Source organism: Erythrobacter sp. WG, assembly GCF_026586795.1.
Lineage (GTDB): Bacteria > Pseudomonadota > Alphaproteobacteria > Sphingomonadales > Sphingomonadaceae > Erythrobacter.
The window spans coordinates 137,275-153,383 of the sequence record NZ_JAPFGY010000001.1; the positions used below are offsets into that span (position 1 = coordinate 137,275).

Annotated in this window: 19 protein-coding genes and 2 pseudogenes; 11 read left to right on the forward strand and 10 right to left on the reverse strand. The window is 67.4% G+C overall.

All coding sequences use genetic code 11. From position 1 onward, the window contains the following. Nucleotides 1-9: 9 nt before the first annotated feature. From OPU67_RS00660 to OPU67_RS00670, 3 genes and pseudogenes are all read right to left on the reverse strand, one after another. Nucleotides 10-969: pseudogene (locus OPU67_RS00660) on the reverse strand (sterol desaturase family protein). Next, a complete protein-coding gene (locus OPU67_RS00665) occupies nt 962-1,384 on the reverse strand; it encodes a hypothetical protein (RefSeq protein ID WP_267616787.1) in 423 nt (140 codons plus the stop codon). Before OPU67_RS00665 ends, OPU67_RS00660 begins: the two are co-directional and overlap by 8 nt. A 1-nt stretch (nt 1,385) precedes the next feature. Continuing rightward, a complete protein-coding gene (locus tag OPU67_RS00670; RefSeq protein ID WP_267616788.1) occupies nt 1,386-1,817 on the reverse strand; it encodes a TIGR01244 family sulfur transferase in 432 nt (143 codons plus the stop codon). 258 nt (nt 1,818-2,075) lie between these two features. Here OPU67_RS00670 and OPU67_RS16330 point away from each other — a divergent pair, with 258 nt between their 5' ends. The 7 genes from OPU67_RS16330 (at nt 2,076) to OPU67_RS00710 (ending at nt 8,952) form a co-directional block, all read left to right on the forward strand. Next, nucleotides 2,076-2,849: a cold-shock protein gene (locus OPU67_RS16330; protein WP_324255313.1), complete on the forward strand. Its 774-nt coding sequence runs from the start codon at nt 2,076-2,078 to the stop codon at nt 2,847-2,849. 134 nt (nt 2,850-2,983) lie between these two features. After that, the gene (locus OPU67_RS00685) at nt 2,984-4,180 is read left to right on the forward strand and encodes an aspartate aminotransferase family protein (protein ID WP_267616791.1); all 1,197 of its coding nucleotides are present in this window, start codon (nt 2,984-2,986) and stop codon (nt 4,178-4,180) included. Further along, entirely contained in the window at nt 4,177-5,127 is a 951-nt protein-coding gene (gene argF / locus OPU67_RS00690) for an ornithine carbamoyltransferase (RefSeq protein WP_267616792.1), read from the forward strand. Before OPU67_RS00685 ends, argF begins: the two co-directional genes overlap by 4 nt. 56 nt (nt 5,128-5,183) lie before the next feature. Beyond that, nucleotides 5,184-6,089 (forward strand): Hsp33 family molecular chaperone HslO, encoded by a 906-nt coding sequence (locus tag OPU67_RS00695; RefSeq protein WP_267616793.1) that lies wholly within the window; start codon nt 5,184-5,186, stop codon nt 6,087-6,089. 86 nt (nt 6,090-6,175) lie between these two features. Next, entirely contained in the window at nt 6,176-6,595 is a 420-nt protein-coding gene (locus OPU67_RS00700; RefSeq protein WP_267616795.1) for a DUF3617 domain-containing protein, read from the forward strand. A gap of 47 nt (nt 6,596-6,642) precedes the next feature. Then, nucleotides 6,643-7,341, forward strand: a complete 699-nt coding sequence (gene queC, locus OPU67_RS00705; RefSeq protein WP_267616796.1) for a 7-cyano-7-deazaguanine synthase QueC — start codon at nt 6,643-6,645, stop codon at nt 7,339-7,341. Between the two features lie 51 nt (nt 7,342-7,392). Beyond that, nucleotides 7,393-8,952 carry a spinster family MFS transporter gene (locus tag OPU67_RS00710; protein ID WP_267616798.1) on the forward strand — a complete coding sequence of 520 codons (1,560 nt, stop codon included), beginning with the start codon at nt 7,393-7,395 and terminating at the stop codon, nt 8,950-8,952. Nucleotides 8,953-9,277: 325 nt separating this feature from the next. On the opposite strand, the gene OPU67_RS00715 is transcribed toward OPU67_RS00710, so the two are convergent. From OPU67_RS00715 to OPU67_RS00730, 4 genes and pseudogenes are all read right to left on the reverse strand, one after another. Further along, entirely contained in the window at nt 9,278-10,420 is a 1,143-nt protein-coding gene (locus OPU67_RS00715) for an OmpA family protein (protein ID WP_267616799.1), read from the reverse strand. 169 nt (nt 10,421-10,589) lie between these two features. Beyond that, nucleotides 10,590-11,000: a DUF2793 domain-containing protein gene (locus tag OPU67_RS00720; RefSeq protein WP_267616800.1), complete on the reverse strand. Its 411-nt coding sequence runs from the start codon at nt 10,998-11,000 to the stop codon at nt 10,590-10,592. Continuing rightward, nucleotides 10,996-11,394: pseudogene (locus OPU67_RS00725) on the reverse strand (terminase large subunit domain-containing protein); the annotation flags it as partial. The pseudogene OPU67_RS00725 and the gene OPU67_RS00720, both read right to left, overlap by 5 nt. Before the next feature lie 59 nt (nt 11,395-11,453). Continuing rightward, nucleotides 11,454-11,921, reverse strand: a complete 468-nt coding sequence (locus tag OPU67_RS00730) for a hypothetical protein (RefSeq protein WP_267616801.1) — start codon at nt 11,919-11,921, stop codon at nt 11,454-11,456. A gap of 213 nt (nt 11,922-12,134) precedes the next feature. On the opposite strand from OPU67_RS00730, the gene OPU67_RS00735 reads away from it, so the two are divergent. Together OPU67_RS00735 and OPU67_RS00740 are read left to right on the forward strand one after the other, a co-directional pair. Beyond that, nucleotides 12,135-12,773: a YqaA family protein gene (locus tag OPU67_RS00735; protein ID WP_267616802.1), complete on the forward strand. Its 639-nt coding sequence runs from the start codon at nt 12,135-12,137 to the stop codon at nt 12,771-12,773. Between the two features lie 116 nt (nt 12,774-12,889). Next, on the forward strand, nt 12,890-13,159 hold the full coding sequence (locus tag OPU67_RS00740) for an usg protein (protein WP_267616803.1): 270 nt from the start codon (nt 12,890-12,892) through the stop codon (nt 13,157-13,159). A gap of 52 nt (nt 13,160-13,211) precedes the next feature. On the opposite strand, the gene spt is transcribed toward OPU67_RS00740, so the two are convergent. The 3 genes from spt to OPU67_RS00755 form a co-directional block, all read right to left on the reverse strand. Further along, nucleotides 13,212-14,438, reverse strand: a complete 1,227-nt coding sequence (gene spt / locus OPU67_RS00745) for a serine palmitoyltransferase (RefSeq protein ID WP_267616804.1) — start codon at nt 14,436-14,438, stop codon at nt 13,212-13,214. Between the two features lie 14 nt (nt 14,439-14,452). Then, entirely contained in the window at nt 14,453-14,695 is a 243-nt protein-coding gene (locus OPU67_RS00750) for an acyl carrier protein (protein WP_267616805.1), read from the reverse strand. A 100-nt stretch (nt 14,696-14,795) separates the two neighbouring features. Further along, on the reverse strand, nt 14,796-15,158 hold the full coding sequence (locus tag OPU67_RS00755) for a response regulator (RefSeq protein ID WP_267616806.1): 363 nt from the start codon (nt 15,156-15,158) through the stop codon (nt 14,796-14,798). Between the two features lie 40 nt (nt 15,159-15,198). Here OPU67_RS00755 and OPU67_RS00760 point away from each other — a divergent pair, with 40 nt between their 5' ends. Both OPU67_RS00760 and OPU67_RS00765 read left to right on the forward strand, forming a co-directional pair. Then, nucleotides 15,199-15,489: a DUF3572 family protein gene (locus OPU67_RS00760; protein WP_267616807.1), complete on the forward strand. Its 291-nt coding sequence runs from the start codon at nt 15,199-15,201 to the stop codon at nt 15,487-15,489. Then, nucleotides 15,486-16,106, forward strand: a complete 621-nt coding sequence (locus OPU67_RS00765) for an HAD family hydrolase (protein WP_267616808.1) — start codon at nt 15,486-15,488, stop codon at nt 16,104-16,106. The genes OPU67_RS00760 and OPU67_RS00765 overlap by 4 nt, the downstream gene beginning before the upstream one ends. Nucleotides 16,107-16,109 lie beyond the last annotated feature (3 nt).

Consider the following 16,109-nt stretch of genomic DNA (forward strand, 5'->3'; position numbering starts at 1 on the left):
GGGGGAGACTTAAGCAGCTTCCGCGCTGCCCGCAATCGGGTTTCGATCCGCCACTGATGGGGTGGCAGGTGCAGCCGTGCCGATCCGCCGCTGCCAACGGGCGCGGATCATGTCGCTGGTCTCGCGGCTGCCGTCATGGCTCCAGCCGGGCTCGCGCAGGAGGTAGGACAGCTTGTGCCGCCACGGTGCACGGGCGATGTCGGTCAGCATGCCCGCCCACTCGTGGAACACCGCCCACAGGAGGTTGAAGCTGCCGAGCTGCTTGACGATTCCGTAGCGGATCGGCTCGTCGTCGACCTCGGGCGTGAAGGTGCCGAACATCCGGTCCCAGACGATGAAGACTCCCGCGTAATTGGTGTCGAGATAGCGCGGGTTCGTCGCATGGTGGACGCGGTGGTGCGAGGGCGTGTTCATCACCGCCTCGAACTACGCCGGCATCCTTCGAATCGCCTCGGTGTGGATCCAGAACTGGTAGATGAGGTTGAACCCGCCGCAGATCGCGATCATCGCCGGGTGGAAGCCCAAGAGCACCAGCGGCACCGCGAAGAGGAAGCCAAAGGTGAACATCCCGGTCCACGTCTGCCTCAAGGCGGTGGAGAGGTTGTAGTGCTGGCTCGAATGGTGGTTCACGTGGCTCGCCCACATCCAGCGGATGCGGTGCCCCGCGCGGTGAACCCAGTAATACTTGAGATCGTCCAGCACGAAGCAGACCGGCCAAGCCCACCAGACGGTCCACCACTCCGGGCCGAAATCGAAGATGCGGTATTCGTAGGTCTTGATGAACAGTGCGAGCGCAAATCCGCCGAGCAGCGCGCCCGCCACGGTCGATCCCAGGCCGAACATGAGGCTGACCAGCGTGTCCTTCGGCTCGTAAGCCTCGGGCGCGCGCAGCTTCGCCCAGATCATCTCGGCGAGCACCGCCACCACGAACAGCGGCACAGCATATTGGGTCGGATTGAAGTCAGGCATCCTGCCGGCCTCTTACCCCATCGATGGCGTCCGCCCAAGCCTGCGGGTCGGGGATGGCGAGGGCGACGGTGCCGAAGCGCGCCTCTCCCGGATCGACGACGAGGCGGTGCCCGTCAGGCGTCTCTTCCAGCCGCGCGCGCGCATTCGGGCCGAGCACCCGGCCGGCAAAGCGGTTGCCGTGGCGCTTGATGAGCATGATCCGCCCGCCCGCATCGCGAGCCAAAGCGCCGACGCCATCCGCGTCGCAGGCGATGCAGGCAGGCGCGAAGCCGTCCTCGACCTCGCCTGCGGCGCGGCGCACGCCGAACTCGTTTTCGAGCCGCGGATCGCCGCCGAGCTTCAGCCACCAGGCGAGCCCCGCGAGCGCGAAGATCGCGAGCAGAGACGCGCCGGTCTGGACCGCCAGCGGCGACATCTCAGCGCGCAGCGAGGACGTCGATCAGGCTGCGAATCGGGCTGACGTCGTAGCCCGCCTGGCCTGCGGTGCGGGCGATGGTTTCGGGGTCCACGCCCTGCTTGGCGCTCGCCAGCGCCCACAGCAGCGTGGAGCGGGTGCCCGAGCGGCAATAGGCGAGAATCGCCCCCTCGGCCTGGTCGAGCGCCTCGATCATCGCATCGACCTGCGGTTCGCTGAACCCGGCATGGCCGACGGGGATCGCGACGTAATTGAGCCCGGCAGCCGCTGCGGCATCGGCGATCTCGTCGCCCTGCGGCGCGTCGGGATCCTCGCCGTCAGGGCGGTTGTTGACGATCGTGGTGACACCGAGCGCCGCGGCCTCGGCGATATCGCCGAGCGCAAGCTGCGGGCTTACCAGTACATTTTCCGTCAGGCGGCGAAAATCGCTCATGGCCTCTCGTGGCTCCCCTCTTCCTCTGGCAGGCTTCATGCCCAATGGCGCCCGGGCATACAAGCACCCTGCGCGGGCGGATTGCACAGGGCTTTGCATGGCGGGTGATTTCGTTCGCAAAGCAAGCTTTTGTGCGCTATACCTTGTCTCACGTGCGTTGCCGGACCACAGGGTCGGCGCGTCTGCGTCCGGTGCGGCTCACTGTCCACGACATCGGCGCAATGGAGTAGGGCAGTGTGGCAAGGTACGTTTTGATCTATGGGTTACGATAGGGGACGCCGGCGCGGCCGCGACAAGCGCGACGGTTTCGGCGAAGATGGCTTCGATCCGTTCGGCGGCGGGAATGACGGTTTCCCGCCCCGCGATTTCGGCGGAGACCGTTTCGGGGGTGGTGACCGCTTCGGCGGCGGCGGCGACCGGTTCGGCGGCGGTGGCGGCGATCGCTACGGCGGCGGCGGCGGTGGCCCGCGCGGCGGGGGTGGCGGCTTCGGCGGCGGCCCGCGCAGCGGCGGCGGCGGGGGTGGCGGTTTCAGCCGTATGCCCGCCCAGATCGTCGGCACCGGCAAGGGCACCGTGAAGTTCTTCAACACTCAGAAGGGCTTCGGCTTCATCCAGCAGGAAGGCGGCGGTGAGGACGTGTTCGTCCACATCAGCGCGGTCGAGCGTGCCGGCCTCGAAGGCCTCGCCGAGGGGCAGGAGCTCCAGTACAACCTCGTGGACCGCGGCGGCAAGGTGTCGGCGCAGGACCTCCAGGTGGTGGGCGACGTGATCGCCGTGGCGGCCAAGCCTGCCGCCCCGCAGCGCGAGCTGACCGGGGAGCGCGCCAAGGGCACGGTCAAGTTCTTCAATGCGATGAAGGGCTTCGGCTTCCTCGTCCGCGACGACGGCCAGCCGGACGCCTTCGTGCACATCAGCGCGGTCGAGCGGTCGGGACTTGCCGGCATCAACGAGGGCGAGCGCTACGAATTCGATCTCGAGGTCGACCGACGCGGAAAGTACTCCGCCGTCAATCTGGCTCCGATCGAAAGCTGACCCGGCCGCAATCCGCTCCCCGCGGTTTGACCCAAGGGCAGCGGTAGAATAAACGGTAAAGCGGATGGCGGCTCTGGTTCAGGGCCGCCATTTGCGTTTCTCCCATCCACCAACGACCAATCAGGACACAGCTTATGTCGACACCAGCGCTCATGCCCGTCTACCCGCGCAGCGGTGTGCGGCCGGTGCGAGGCGAGCACTGCCACCTGATCGACGAGAACGGCACCCGCTACCTCGATTTCGCAAGCGGCATCGCGGTCAACCTGCTCGGCCATTCGCACGCGGGGCTGATCGGCGCGATCCAGCAACAGGCGGCGACGCTGATGCACGTCTCCAACCTCTACGGCAGCCCGCAGGGCGAGAAACTGGCGCAATGGCTGGTCGACGTGACCTTCGGCGACACGGTGTTCTTCACCAACTCGGGCGCCGAGGCGTGCGAATGCGCGATCAAGACCGCGCGCGCCTATCACCAGAACGCGGAAGGGGGCGACACAAACCGCTTCGAGATCATCACCTTCCACAACGCCTTCCATGGCCGCACGATGGCGACGATCAGCGCGTCGAACCAGGAGAAGATGCACCACGGTTTCTCGCCGCTGCTCAATGGGTTCAAATATGCGCCGTTCGACGATCTGGAAGCGGCCAAGTCGCTGATCGGGCCTAACACCGCCGGCATCATGGTGGAGCCGATCCAGGGCGAGGGCGGCATCCGCCCGGCCTCGCCCGAATTCATGCAGGGCCTGCGCGACCTGTGCGACGAGCACGGGATCATGCTGATCCTCGACGAGGTGCAGTGCGGCGTCGCGCGCACCGGCACCTTCTACGCCTACGAGCAGTACGGCATCGTCCCCGACATCCTCGCCACCGCCAAGGGCATCGGCGGCGGCTTCCCGCTCGGCGCCTGCATCGCCACCGAGAAGGCCGCGCGCGGCATGACCTTCGGCACGCATGGCTCGACCTATGGTGGCAATCCGCTCGCCATGGCGGCGGGCATGGCGGTGATGGAAGCGGTCGCCAACGACGAGTTCCTCTCGTCCGTGCGCGAGAAGGGCGAACGCCTGCGCGCCCGGCTCGAACAGTTCATCGGCAACTATCCCGAGCTCTTCGAGCTGGTGCGGGGCATGGGCCTGATGCTCGGGCTCAAGATGAGGATGGAGAGCCGCCCCTTCTACGTCCACCTGCGCGACAACCACCAGCTGCTGACCGTGGCGGCGGGCGACAATACGCTGCGCATCCTCCCGCCGCTGGTAATCGGCGATGCGGAGATGGACGAATTCTTCGACAAGCTTTCCGCAGGCGCGGCGAGCTTCAAGGTGCCGGAGGCGGCATGAGCGGGGGCAAGGGGGCGATCCGCCACTTCCTCGATCTCGGCGATGCCGGGGGCGATGCCATCGCGGCGATGGTGGGTGACGCGATCGATCGCAAGGCGGCGCGCAGCCATCTGCCGAAGGGCGCGCCCGATCCGGACGCGCCGCTCAAGGGCCGCGTGCTGGCGCTGGTGTTCGAGAAGAACTCGACCCGCACCCGTGTCAGCTTCGACATCGCGATGCGCCAGCTGGGCGGCTCGGTGCTGCTGCTGGACTCCGCATCGAGCCAGCTCGGGCGGGGGGAAAGCATCGCCGACACCGCCCGCGTGCTGAGCCGGATGGTCGACGGTATCATGCTGCGCACCGACGATCACGCCAAGATCGAGGAAATGGCGGCCCACGCCAGCGTGCCGGTCATCAACGGCCTCACCGATCTCTCGCACCCCTGCCAGATCGTCGCCGACCTGCTGACGGTGATCGAGCAGGGCAAGGCGCTGCCCGGCCTCGAGGTCGCGTGGTTCGGGGACGGGAACAACGTGCTGCACTCGATCCTCGAGGCGGCGGGGCTGATGAAGTTCAACGTCCGCGTGGCGGTGCCGCAGGGCTACGAACCCGATCCGGCGATCGTCGCGCTCGCCCGCGAGCGCGGCGCGCAGGTGACGTTGACGCAAGATGCCGCGGCGGCGGCGCGCGGGGCGGACGTGATCGTCACCGACACCTGGGTCTCGATGGGTCAGGCCCACGCCGAGGAAAAGCTCGCGGCGATGGCGCCCTATCAGGTCAACGCCGCGCTGATGGGCGAGGCCAAGCCCGATGCCCTCTTCCTCCATTGCCTCCCCGCCCATGTCGGCGAGGAAGTCAGCGAGGAGGTGTTCGAGGGTCCGCAGTCGGTCGTGTTCGACGAGGCGGAGAATCGCATCCACGCGCAGAAATCGGTGCTGCTCTGGGCTTTCGGGTTGCTCGGCGAGTGACTGGCGCGCCCGGGGGGTCTTTCGCCTGACACGAAGGCTCCCCATATGGCCTGGCAATGACCGACACCGCCACCGCCACCACCGCCGAAACCTTCTCCGACACCCTGCTGGGCTTCACCCTGCCGGGCCGCAATGCGCGCGGGCGCATCGTGCGCATGGAGGGTGTGCTCGAGGAGGTGCTCTCGGCGCACAATTATCCCGCCCCGATCACGCATCTCCTCAGCGAGGCGTTGGTGCTGGGCGCGTTGATGGGCGGGCTGCTCAAGGGCGAGCACGCGCAGATGACCTTGCAGGCGCAGACCCAGGGCGGGATCGTCAGCCTGCTGGTGTGCGATTATCGCGCCGGCGCGGTGCGCGGCTATGCCGATTTCGATGCGGAGCGGCTGGCGAAGCTGGGCGCCAACCCCGGCCTCGCCGCGCTGTTCGGCGAGGGCTACCTCGCGATCACCTTCGAGACCGAGGGGCGCCAGCGCTATCAGGGCATCGTGCCGCTCGAGGGCGACAGCCTTGCCGCGGCCTGCGAGAGCTATTTCAGCCAATCGGAGCAGATCCCGACGCTGATCCGCGTCGCCAGCCGCTCGGGCGCGGGCGGGCGCATCGCGGCGGGCCTCCTGATCCAGCACCTTCCCGATGGCGAGGAGGGCCGCGAGCGCCTCCACGTGCGCATGGACCATCCCGATTGGGAGCACGTTGCGATCCTCGGCGGCACCATCGGCCACGACGAACTGCTCGACCCGCGCCTGTCGCTGGAAGCGATCGCCTGGCGGTTGTTCCACGAGGAGGAGGAGGTGCGCGTCCAGCCCGGCGCCGCGCTCAGCCGCGGCTGCCGTTGCTCCGCCGCGCATTACGAGGCGATCATCGCCCGCTTCCCTGCGGATGAACAGGCGGAAATGCGCGGGGAAGACGGGATCATCGCCGTCGACTGCGCTTTCTGTTCGCGCACATTCGCGCTCGCGATCTGATCGCGAAGGCCGAAAAAGTGCCCCACGGCGCGACAATGACCAATTTGTGCAATCCGCCCGGCGAAGATACGGGCAAAAGGACGGGAATGACCAAGCGAACGGACAGCCTGAAGCGGGTGCTGACCCTCACCGCAGTTGCGGCCGGGGGCGCGCTGTTCCTTGCGGTGCCGGGGCTCGCCCAGGGCGAGGGGCTCGAGATGCTCGGCACGCTGTCCAAGGGCGAATGGACGATCAAGCAGCGCGGCGGCGCGCCGGAGCGCAAGATCTGCGTCCGCTCGGGCGCCGAGCTGATCCAGCTCGTGCACCGCGAGAGCGGGTGCAGCCAGTTCGTGGTGGAAGACGGGGCGGCGCGGGTGACGGTGCAGTACACCTGCCCGGGCAACGGCTATGCCCGCACCAGCATCCGCAAGGAGACCGGCGCGCTCGTCCAGATGGAAAGCCAGGGCATCCACAACGGCACGCCCTTCGAGATCACCGCCGAGGGGCGTCGCACCGGCGGGTGCTGAGCTGCGGCGGCGATTGCCTTCGCGCGAACCCGTGGTAGGGCCGCGCCATGAGCGCTTCTCGCATGACGTCTGAAACACCGCTGGCGGTGGTCCTGCTGTCGGGCGGGCTGGATTCGATGGTGACGGCGGCGCTCGCGCAGGAGGCCGGCTTCACGGTCCACGCGCTGACGGTGGACTACGGGCAGCGCCACAAGCGCGAGCTCGAATCCGCCGCGCGCATCGCCGAACGGCTGGGCCTCGCCCGGCACACCCGCATCGCGCTCGACTTGCGGGCATTCGGCGGATCGGCCCTGACCGACGCGATCGCCGTGCCCAAGGGCGGCGTGGGCGAGGATATCCCGGTCACCTATGTGCCCGCGCGCAATCTCGTCTTCCTCGCGCTGACCACGGCCTGCGCGGAAGCCGCCGGCGCGCGCGACGTGTTCATCGGGGTCAACGCGCTCGACTATTCGGGCTACCCCGATTGCCGTCCGGAATTCATCGCCAGCTTCGCCGAGACCGCGCGGCTCGGCACGAAGGCGGGGGTGGAGGGCGCGCCCTTCACCATCCACGCGCCGCTCCAGCACATGACCAAGGCCGACATTGCCCGCGAATGCGCGCGGCTCGGCCTCGATCCGGCGTGGAGCTGGTCCTGCTACGACCCGACGCCCGACGGGATGGCCTGCGGGCTGTGCGATTCCTGCCGCCTCAGGAAAAAGGGTTTTGCCGAGGCGGGGATTGCCGATAGCACGCCCTACAAGGCCTGACGGGCCAGGCGGCCGGTGAGGGTCGCAAGCGAACGGGATAGGGGATCGGCATTGAGCGAGGACATCACCGCACCTGAGGCGGCGCGCGAGAAACCGGCGTCGGGCTACAGCTGGTATGTGCTGGGCGTGCTGGTGGTGGTCTATATCCTCAACTTCATCGATCGCCAGATCCTCGCCATCCTCGCGGTCGACATCAAGCGCGATCTCGGACTGGACGACAGCGACCTGGGATTCCTCGGGGGCGCGGCGTTTGCGGTCTTCTACGCCTTGTTCGGCGTGCCGCTCGGGCGGCTGGCGGACCGCTGGCACCGGGTGCGCCTGCTGACGTTCGGGCTGATGCTGTGGTCGACGATGACCGCGCTGTCAGGGTTCGCGCGCAACTTCACGACCCTGTCGCTGGCGCGCATGGGCGTGGGCGTGGGGGAGGCGACCGCGAGCCCGACGGCCTATTCGCTGATCTCGGACTACTTCCCCGCTCGGCAGCGTGCGACCGCGCTCGCGATCTATTCCTCGGGACTTTATCTCGGCGGAGGCGTGTCGCTGCTGATCGGGGCCAAGATTTCGCAGGTCTGGGATGCGGCCTACCCCGAGGGCGGCATCGGCGGGCTGGTCGGCTGGCAGGCGGCCTTCCTTGCCGTCGGCCTGCCGGGCGTGCTGCTGGCGCTGTGGGTGGCGAGCCTGCGCGAACCTGCGCGTGACGCAAAGGCGGCAGCCGGCGAGCGGCACCCGCTGCTCGATTTCCTGATCGATCTGTCCATGCTGCTGCCGCCGTTCACGCTGTTCCACGCGTGGCGGCGCGGCGTGATGGCGGTGCTCATCAACCTCGTGATGGCCGCTGCCATGACCGCTTTTGCGCTGGTGATGATCAGGCTGACCAAGAACGTCCCCCAATGGGCAGCGATCGCTTTCGGCTATTATGCGGTGTTCTCCTGGGCTTCGACCCTGAGGCGCAACGACCCGGCAACCTTCCAGCTGATCTGGGGCACGCCGGCGTTCATCTGCACGGCATTGGGATACGGGCTGGTGTCGCTCGGCGCCTATGCGCTCGCGTTCTGGTCCCCGACGTACGGGGAGATCATGCTGGGGCTTCCCAAGGGCGAGCTGGCCTTCGTCCTTGGCGGGTGCGGCGCGGCATCCGGCTTTCTCGGGGTGATCCTCGGCGGACGCCTGTCCGACTGGCTCCGCGCGCGCAATCCCTCGGGACGGATCCTGGTGGTGATGTTCGGTATTCTTGCGCCCGTGATTCCGATCTGGATCGGCTTCACGACTGAAAGCGCCGTGGTGTTCTATGTCATGAGCTTTCTGGCCGGGATGTTCGCGGCGACCGCGCTCGGCGCTGCGGCGGCGACCACGCAGGACCTGGTGTTGCCCCAGATGCGCGGCACGGCGACAGCTTCATTCTTTCTCGCGACGACGCTCGTGGGGCTGGGGCTCGGGCCGTTCATGGTCGGGGCGGTGTCCGACCTGAGCGGGAGCCTGCGGATCGGGGTGTTGTCGCTGATCGGGGTCGCCCCGATCTCGCTGGCCCTGCTGATCTGGGCCTACCGCGCCCTGCCGCAGGCCGAGGCGACCATCGCGCAGCGGGCCGAGGCGGCGGTCCTGAAGGGCTGATGACCCGCACCTTGCCCGGCAGGCGGTGCTAGGGCTGGGTGGAGCAAGCGGCTGCGTGGCGCCTCGAGGACGCGTTTCCAAAAATGCATCCTTGGCCTTCGCCGGTGCGGGCTGCGTTGTCGCGCTGTGCTCCTCTGTTGCGGCGCGGGCGGCTCATCCCCCCTCCTGATCCCAACCCGTCGAGCCCTGCGCGCTCACGCTGGTGAAGGCGCTGCTGCTGGACGAGCAGATCGGATCGGATCGGCCGCGCTGTGCCCGCCGCGAGCATAGAAAAAGGGGCCGGATCGCTCCGGCCCCTTTCGCTTATTCCCGAAGGAACTGTGGCTTACATGCCCGAACCCGGACCGTAGGTCACTTCCACGCGGCGGTTCTGCGCTTCGCGCACACCGTCGGCGGTCGGGACCCGCGGCTGCGATTCGCCGAAGGCCTGGGTGGTCATGCGCGCAGCCGGAACGCCGCGGCCGACGAGGTACGACTTGACCGAGTCGGCACGACGCTGGGCGAGGCCGAGGTTGTACTTCGGCGTGCCCGCGCGGTCGGTGTGACCGGCCAGCATGACGTTGGCGGTGCCGCAGTTCGCGTAAGCCGTCGCGGCGCTGTCGAGGATGCGGGCAGCTTCGGCCGTGATGTCCGACTTGTCGAAGTCGAAGAACACGATGTACGGGCCGGTGTTGCAAGCAACCTTCGGAGGCGGCGGCGGCGGCGGGGGAGGCGGCGGCGGCGGGGGAGGCGGCGGCGGCGGAGGCGGCGGGGGAGGCGGCGCTTCCTTGCCACCGAAGTTGTAGGTGATCGTGCCCAGCAGAGAGTGCGTGGTCAGATCGGTGTCGATGCGACGGCCGATCGAGTCGATCAGGTTCACGTCCGGCACGTTGAAGTAGCGGTACTTCAAGCCGATATCGACCGAATCGGAGATCGGCGCGCGGATGCCGGCGATCAGCTGCCAGGCGAACCCGGTGTCCGAATCGTTGTAAGCGCCGGGACCGCGACGGTCGAAGTTGGCGTCCATGTCGACGCGGGCAACACCGACACCACCGCCGGCAAAGCCCTGCAGGCCATCATCCGGACCGAAGTCGAACATGCCGTTGAGCATGAAGCTCAGCGCGTTCACGCCGCCGAGCGACGGGGCCGTGGCGTTGGTGAGACGACCGTTGCGACCGCCGGGCTGACCGATCGGGTCAATCTGGAGGCCCTGCGTCCCGGCAGCGATATCGTCAACCCGGGCCGAACGGTAGCTGGCTTCGGTTTCCAGACGGAAGGCACCGAAGTCGTAGCCGACGATGCCGCCGAAATCGTAGCCGGTGCCGTAGTTGACCGTAGCGTTGTCCGCGACGCCGTTGACGTCCAGATCCTGGTCTTCGACGATCATGACGCCGCCTTCACCCTGGATGTACCACTGGCCGTCGCGGGCCATGGCGGGTGTGGCAAGCGCCGTCGAAGCCATCGCCATTCCAATGACGAGTTTGCGCATATCCAAATTTCCCCTTTGCATTAGACTTGAGGCACCGGGCGTCTCTATCTTTTCCCCATGCGCGAGGCAAGCCGTCAATGGCTGCGGGGTGTTGCAGGAATGTCGCGATTGGACGCTGCCGGCGAAAAAATCGACGCCGGAAACGCTCGGAAAACAGCCACGCTTGCGATCAAGGGGTGGCTGTTGCCAGAATGCCGACCGCGCGCAGGGCGTCGACGAGGGCGACGATCGCGGCACGGGCCTCGGCATCGGTGACGCCCCCCCCGGAAGGCAGCCCGGGTGCCTGCGCGCTCTTCCACCCGGACCGGAAGACCAGCAAGTGGTCGGCGGCCCGGTCGAAGATCGCCATGCCCTGCACGGGCGCCACGAAATGCCACGCGCCGCCGATCAGCACCGCGACATGGTCGGCATGATCCGCCCACGCACCGGTGGCCGGCGCCGTGATCCTGTAGCAGGCGCCTTCGGCAGGGGTGGCCGGGGGCGCGGGCTGCGAACCGACGACCGACTGCGGGTACAGGGCATCGACAAGGCTCAGCGCCTCGTTGAGGGTGAATTCCTTCTGGGCCTGGCCGGCAAGCATGGCTGTGCTGCGGCCCGCGCAGGGCTTCAGGCTCGGCGGCCGAGAACAGCTGGGCCTGCGCACCGCTTTCGAAGCGGATGCGGTGCAGCGAGGGCTCGAAGACCGGCTTGTGTCCGGGACGGCAGATCGCCAGCAACCCGCTGTCGCCCTCGACCATCACCGCGCGCGCCTCGGCGAGCGAGGCCGAGACCAGCGCGATGCGCGCATCGGGGTTCGCGTCGGCGATCATCCGCACCCATTCGGCGCCCGAGCGGGTCTTGCCGAAGCCGCGCCCGGCCATGATCATCCAGATGCGCCAGTCGCCGGGCGGCGGGAGCTGTTGGGGCCGGGCGGTGAATGGCCAGACGTAGCCGTGGCCGTTCCGCTCGGTCTGGTCCATTTCCTTGCTCAGCATCGAGCGGGCCTGTTCGCCCTCCGGACTGTCGTCCTGCATCAGGTCTTCGTAGGGCCCGCTCATCCGGCCCTGCCCTCGGCCGCAGCCTTTTGCCGCGCGATGCGCTTGCGGATGTCCTCGACCTTGCGGTCGATCGAGGCGCGCACCTCGGCGATGCTGACGTTGGGCACATCGCTGTCCGCGCGGCGTGCGGAACCCTCGCGGCGCGCTGCGATGAGGCGGATCGCATTGGCGAAATCGAACCTGTCGCCGTTGGCGGTCACGAGATCGCCTTCGCGCAGGCGGCGGATCACCTCGAGTTCGAGGTTGAGGTAGCTGTCGGCCACCGCCGCCTGCCAGGCGCGGGCAAAATCGGGTTCCTTCCGGCGCGCGGCCTGCGCCCGGGCCGGGGTCACCTTCGCTGCGGCGGCGGCGGCGGCGACGCTCGAGGTGGCCGCCAGCGCCTCCAGGAACCGCTTGCGCCAGTGCCGCCCGGCGACCAGCCTGGCGGGATCGTCGCCAGCAGCGGACGGCATTGCTTGGCTCATGGCGACCGCTCCGGGTGACGAATGCGGAAAAGGGCGGCGCTCCGGGTGGGGCGCCGCCCTTTCGGCGACTCGCAGTTTTTCGAGGATGCCTGGTCCTAACCAAACAGCGTAACGATGTCAAGCTAAATTAACCAGATCGGTTATGCGGTCCCGCTTGCCCGTCATCCGCGCCTCGCCTAAGGGCCGCCAACCGCCGCGAAGGGGATCTCGGGTATGCGCTGGCTGCGCCTTCTCTACGACTGGACGATGGACAAGGCTGCGCACCCCCACGCGCAGGCCTGGCTCGCGTTCTTCTGTTTCATCGAAGCGAGCTTCTTTCCCGTCCCGCCGCATCCCCTGCTCGGCCTGATGTGCCTCGCCGAGCCGAAAAAGGCGATGCGCTTTGGAATCATCGCCACGCTCGCCTCGGTGGCGGGCGGTCTGTTCGGCTACCTGATCGGCGCGGCGCTTTACGACACGGTCGGCCGCACGATCCTCGCCGCGATTGGCCTCACCGAGCGCTTCCCTGTGGCGGCCTGCTATCTCAGGGAATACGACTGGGAGGCGATCATCATCGCCGGGGCGACCCCGGTGCCCTTCAAGCTCCTGACCATCACCGCCGGCTTCGTCGGGATGAACCTCGTGACCTTCACGCTCGCGAGCCTCGCCGGGCGAGGCATGATCTTCTTCACGGTGGGCGTGCTGTTCCGGGTGTTCGGCGCGCCGATCAAGACCTTCATCGATCGCTATCTCGGCCTCGTCACCGCCGCGTTCGTGGCGCTGGTGATCGGCGGCGTGCTCGTGCTGGCACAATTCGGCAGCGGCGAGGACAAGTCCGACCCTTGCGTCAACGCGACCAGCGTGCGGGCTTGATGGCGCGAGGGATCACACGCCTCGCCGCAAGATTATTGCCGAATACCTATTGACGATAAACCGATTCGTGCGATTCTCCTGGCAAAGCTTTTCTTCAGGCGATGCGAGGAGGAGTGATGACGGACCGCGCGTTCATGGCCCAGATGGCAGGCTACGGCCTGTCGACGGTCGAGATCCACTACTGGATGCCCGATCACCGCAACCTGCTGCAGCAGTTCGTGATGCAGCAATACGACGTCGCCCCGCAATTTCCCGAGCTCGACCGCTTCCTCGGCTTCTGGCGGCGCGAGATCGATGCGGTGCTGCATTCGGTTCGGGTTGCGCACAAGCACCTGATCGGCCCGCAGGAATGGCGCGCCGTTGACCGCATCGTGACGATCAACTGAGGGTGCGGAGCCCCCACCCCCCATCCCCCTCCCCGAGGGGAGGGGGAGCGTCTCAGATGATCCCGATCGCCTTTCCGGCGCGCTCGAACATCCCGAGGATGGTCTGCACCTGTTCGGCCGAATGCTCCGCGCACAGCGAGCAGCGCAGCAGGGTCATGCCCGCAGGGGTCGCCGGGGGCCGGGCGAGGTTGACGTAGAGGCCCTCCTTCAGCAGCGCCTCCCACATCATCGCGCCCTTCTCGAGGTCGGGCATGATGACGGCGATGATCGCGCTCTGCGGGGTTTCTGTGCCGAGCTTGAAGCCGAGATCGATGAGGCCCTTGTGCAGGGTGCGGCTGTTTTCCCACAGGTGCGCGCGCTTGTTGCCGCCGTGCATCAGCTTGCGGATCGAGGTGGCCGAGCTCGCCATCACGCTCGGCGGCAGGGCGGCGGTGAACACGTAGGGGCGGCAGACGAGGCGCAGCACCTCGAACTTCGGGTGGTTGGAGACGCAGAAGCCGCCGACCGTGCCGACGCTCTTGGAGAAGGTGCCGATGATGAAATCGACGTCGTCAATCACGCCCTGATCCTCGGCGACGCCGCGGCCGTGTTCGCCGATGAAGCCCATCGAATGCGCTTCGTCGACCAGCACCATCGCGCCGTTTTCCTTGGCGATGCGGACCATCTCCTTCAGCGGCGCGACATCGCCCATCATCGAATAGACGCCCTCGAGCACCACCAGCTTGCCCGCGCCTTCGGGGATGCGCTTCAACCGCTTTTCCAGCGCCTCGACGTCGTTGTGCTTGAAGGGCACGACTTCGGCGCGGCCCATCGCGCAGCCATCATAGATCGAGGCGTGGCTGTCGATGTCGAGGATGATGTAGTCGCCCTTGCCGGCGAGGGTGGAGATCACCCCGAGATTCGCCTGATAGCCGGTCGAGAAGACCATCGCGTGGTCCATCGCGTAGAATTCGCGCAGCGCCGCTTCCACATCGCGATGGTCGCGGAAGGTGCCGTTGAGGACCCGGCTGCCGGTCGTGCCCGCGCCGAAATCCTCCATCGCCTGCTTGCCCGCCGCGATCACGTCGGGGTCGAAGGTCATCCCCATGTAGTTGTAGGTGCCGAGCAGGATCGTGTCGCGCCCGTTGCAGATCGCGCGGGTGGGCGAGAGCACCTGCTCCATGACGAGGTTGAAGGGATCCTCCACCCCGGCCGCCAGCAGCTGCTCGCGGGTCTGGATGATCGGATCGAACTTGGCGAGCAGGTCGACGGGCTGCACGGGGGCGAGAGTCTCGGTCATGGAGGAAGCCCTTATCAGCTATCCTGCAGCTTGTGGACTGCCGCGACGAGCTGGCCCCAGTTTTCGATCTCGGCCTGCTGGTTCATCGAGATGATGACGTCGAAGGCGTCCTCGATCTCTGCCACGAAATCCATCACGGTGAGGCTGTCGAACTCGAGATCACCGGCGAAGGTGGTGCTGTCCTCGATGGCGATGCCCTTCTTGTTGAAGGGCGCGACCAGATCACGGATGCGGGCGTCGACGTCGGCGGGGGTCATGGGCGGGGGCCTTGTTGCAGCACGAGAGGGATACGGCTGCAAAGCGGCGGATGATGCAGCTTGTCAAGCTTTCGCCCGGTGCCGGCGGCACGGGGCTGGGTCAGACCAGCGCGTTCACCGCGTTCATGAAGGGGCCGATCGAGACCGGCTTGGAGAGATACCCTTCCGCCCCCGCCGCACGGATGCGCTCCTCGTCGCCCTTGGCGGCGAAGGCGGTCACCGCCAGCACGGGAATCCCCGCCAGCCGCCGGTCGCGCTTGGCCGCCTCGATCAGGTCGACGCCCGAGACGCCGCCGAGCTGGATATCCATGATGATGAGATCGGGCGTCACCGCGCGCGCGGTGTCGAGCACCTTGTCGCCTTCCGCCACCGGCTCCACCTCGAAGCCGTTCGCCTTGAGCACGTCGCAGAACAATTTCCGGTTGAGGTCATTGTCCTCGACAACCATGATCCGCTTTGTCACTGAACGCCCCGTTCGCCACCCACGGCTGCACTAGACCCTCGTGAAGGACAGGACAATCCCGCTTCGCCCCCGATCCGCGCCGCAGAACCCGGAAAGCCTCGCGCTCGCGGCGCTCGGCTGGGCGCTGCAATGCGAGGATCGCGCGCAGCGGTATCTTGAACTCACCGGCCTCGATCCCGATTCCCTGCGAGCCGGGCTCGGCGATCCGCTGATCCTCGCCTCGGCGCTCGAATTCCTCGCCAACCATGAACCCGATCTCATCCGCGCCGCAGAAGCCCTCGCCGTCACCCCCGAGGAACTGGTCGCCGCCAAGGACGCCCTGACCGCATGACCCGCCCCCTCATCATCTCCGACTGCGACGAGGTGCTGCTGCACATGGTCGCGCCCTTCAAGAACTGGCTCGAGACCTCGCAGGGCGTCAGCTTCCACCTCGAAGGCCACAATTTCGCCGAGGCGCTGCGCTGGCAGGAGAGCGGCGAGCTGCTCGCCCCGCCCGATATCTGGCGGATGCTGCGCAGCTTCTTCGACACCGAGATGGATTCGCAGGCGCCCATCGCCGGCGCGGTCGAGGGGATCAACACGCTGGCCGAGAAGGCTGACGTCGTGATCCTCACCAACCTCACCGATCACCACCGCGACGCGCGCGCCGCGCAGCTCGCCAAGGTCGGGATCAACGCCCGGGTGTTCACCAATCAGGGCCCCAAGGGCCCGGCGCTGAAGGCGATCATCGACGAATATGCGCCGACGCGCGCGCTGTTCATCGACGATCTCGCCCAGCACCATGCCTCGGTGGCCGAGATCGTGCCCGATGTGACCCGGCTTCACCTGTGCGGCGAGCCGATGATCGCCCACGCCATCGATTGCGCCCACAAGGCAGGCCACGCCCATTCGCGGATCGACCGCTGGGACGAGGCGCTGCCGTGGCTGCTCGAACAACTGGAGGACTGAACC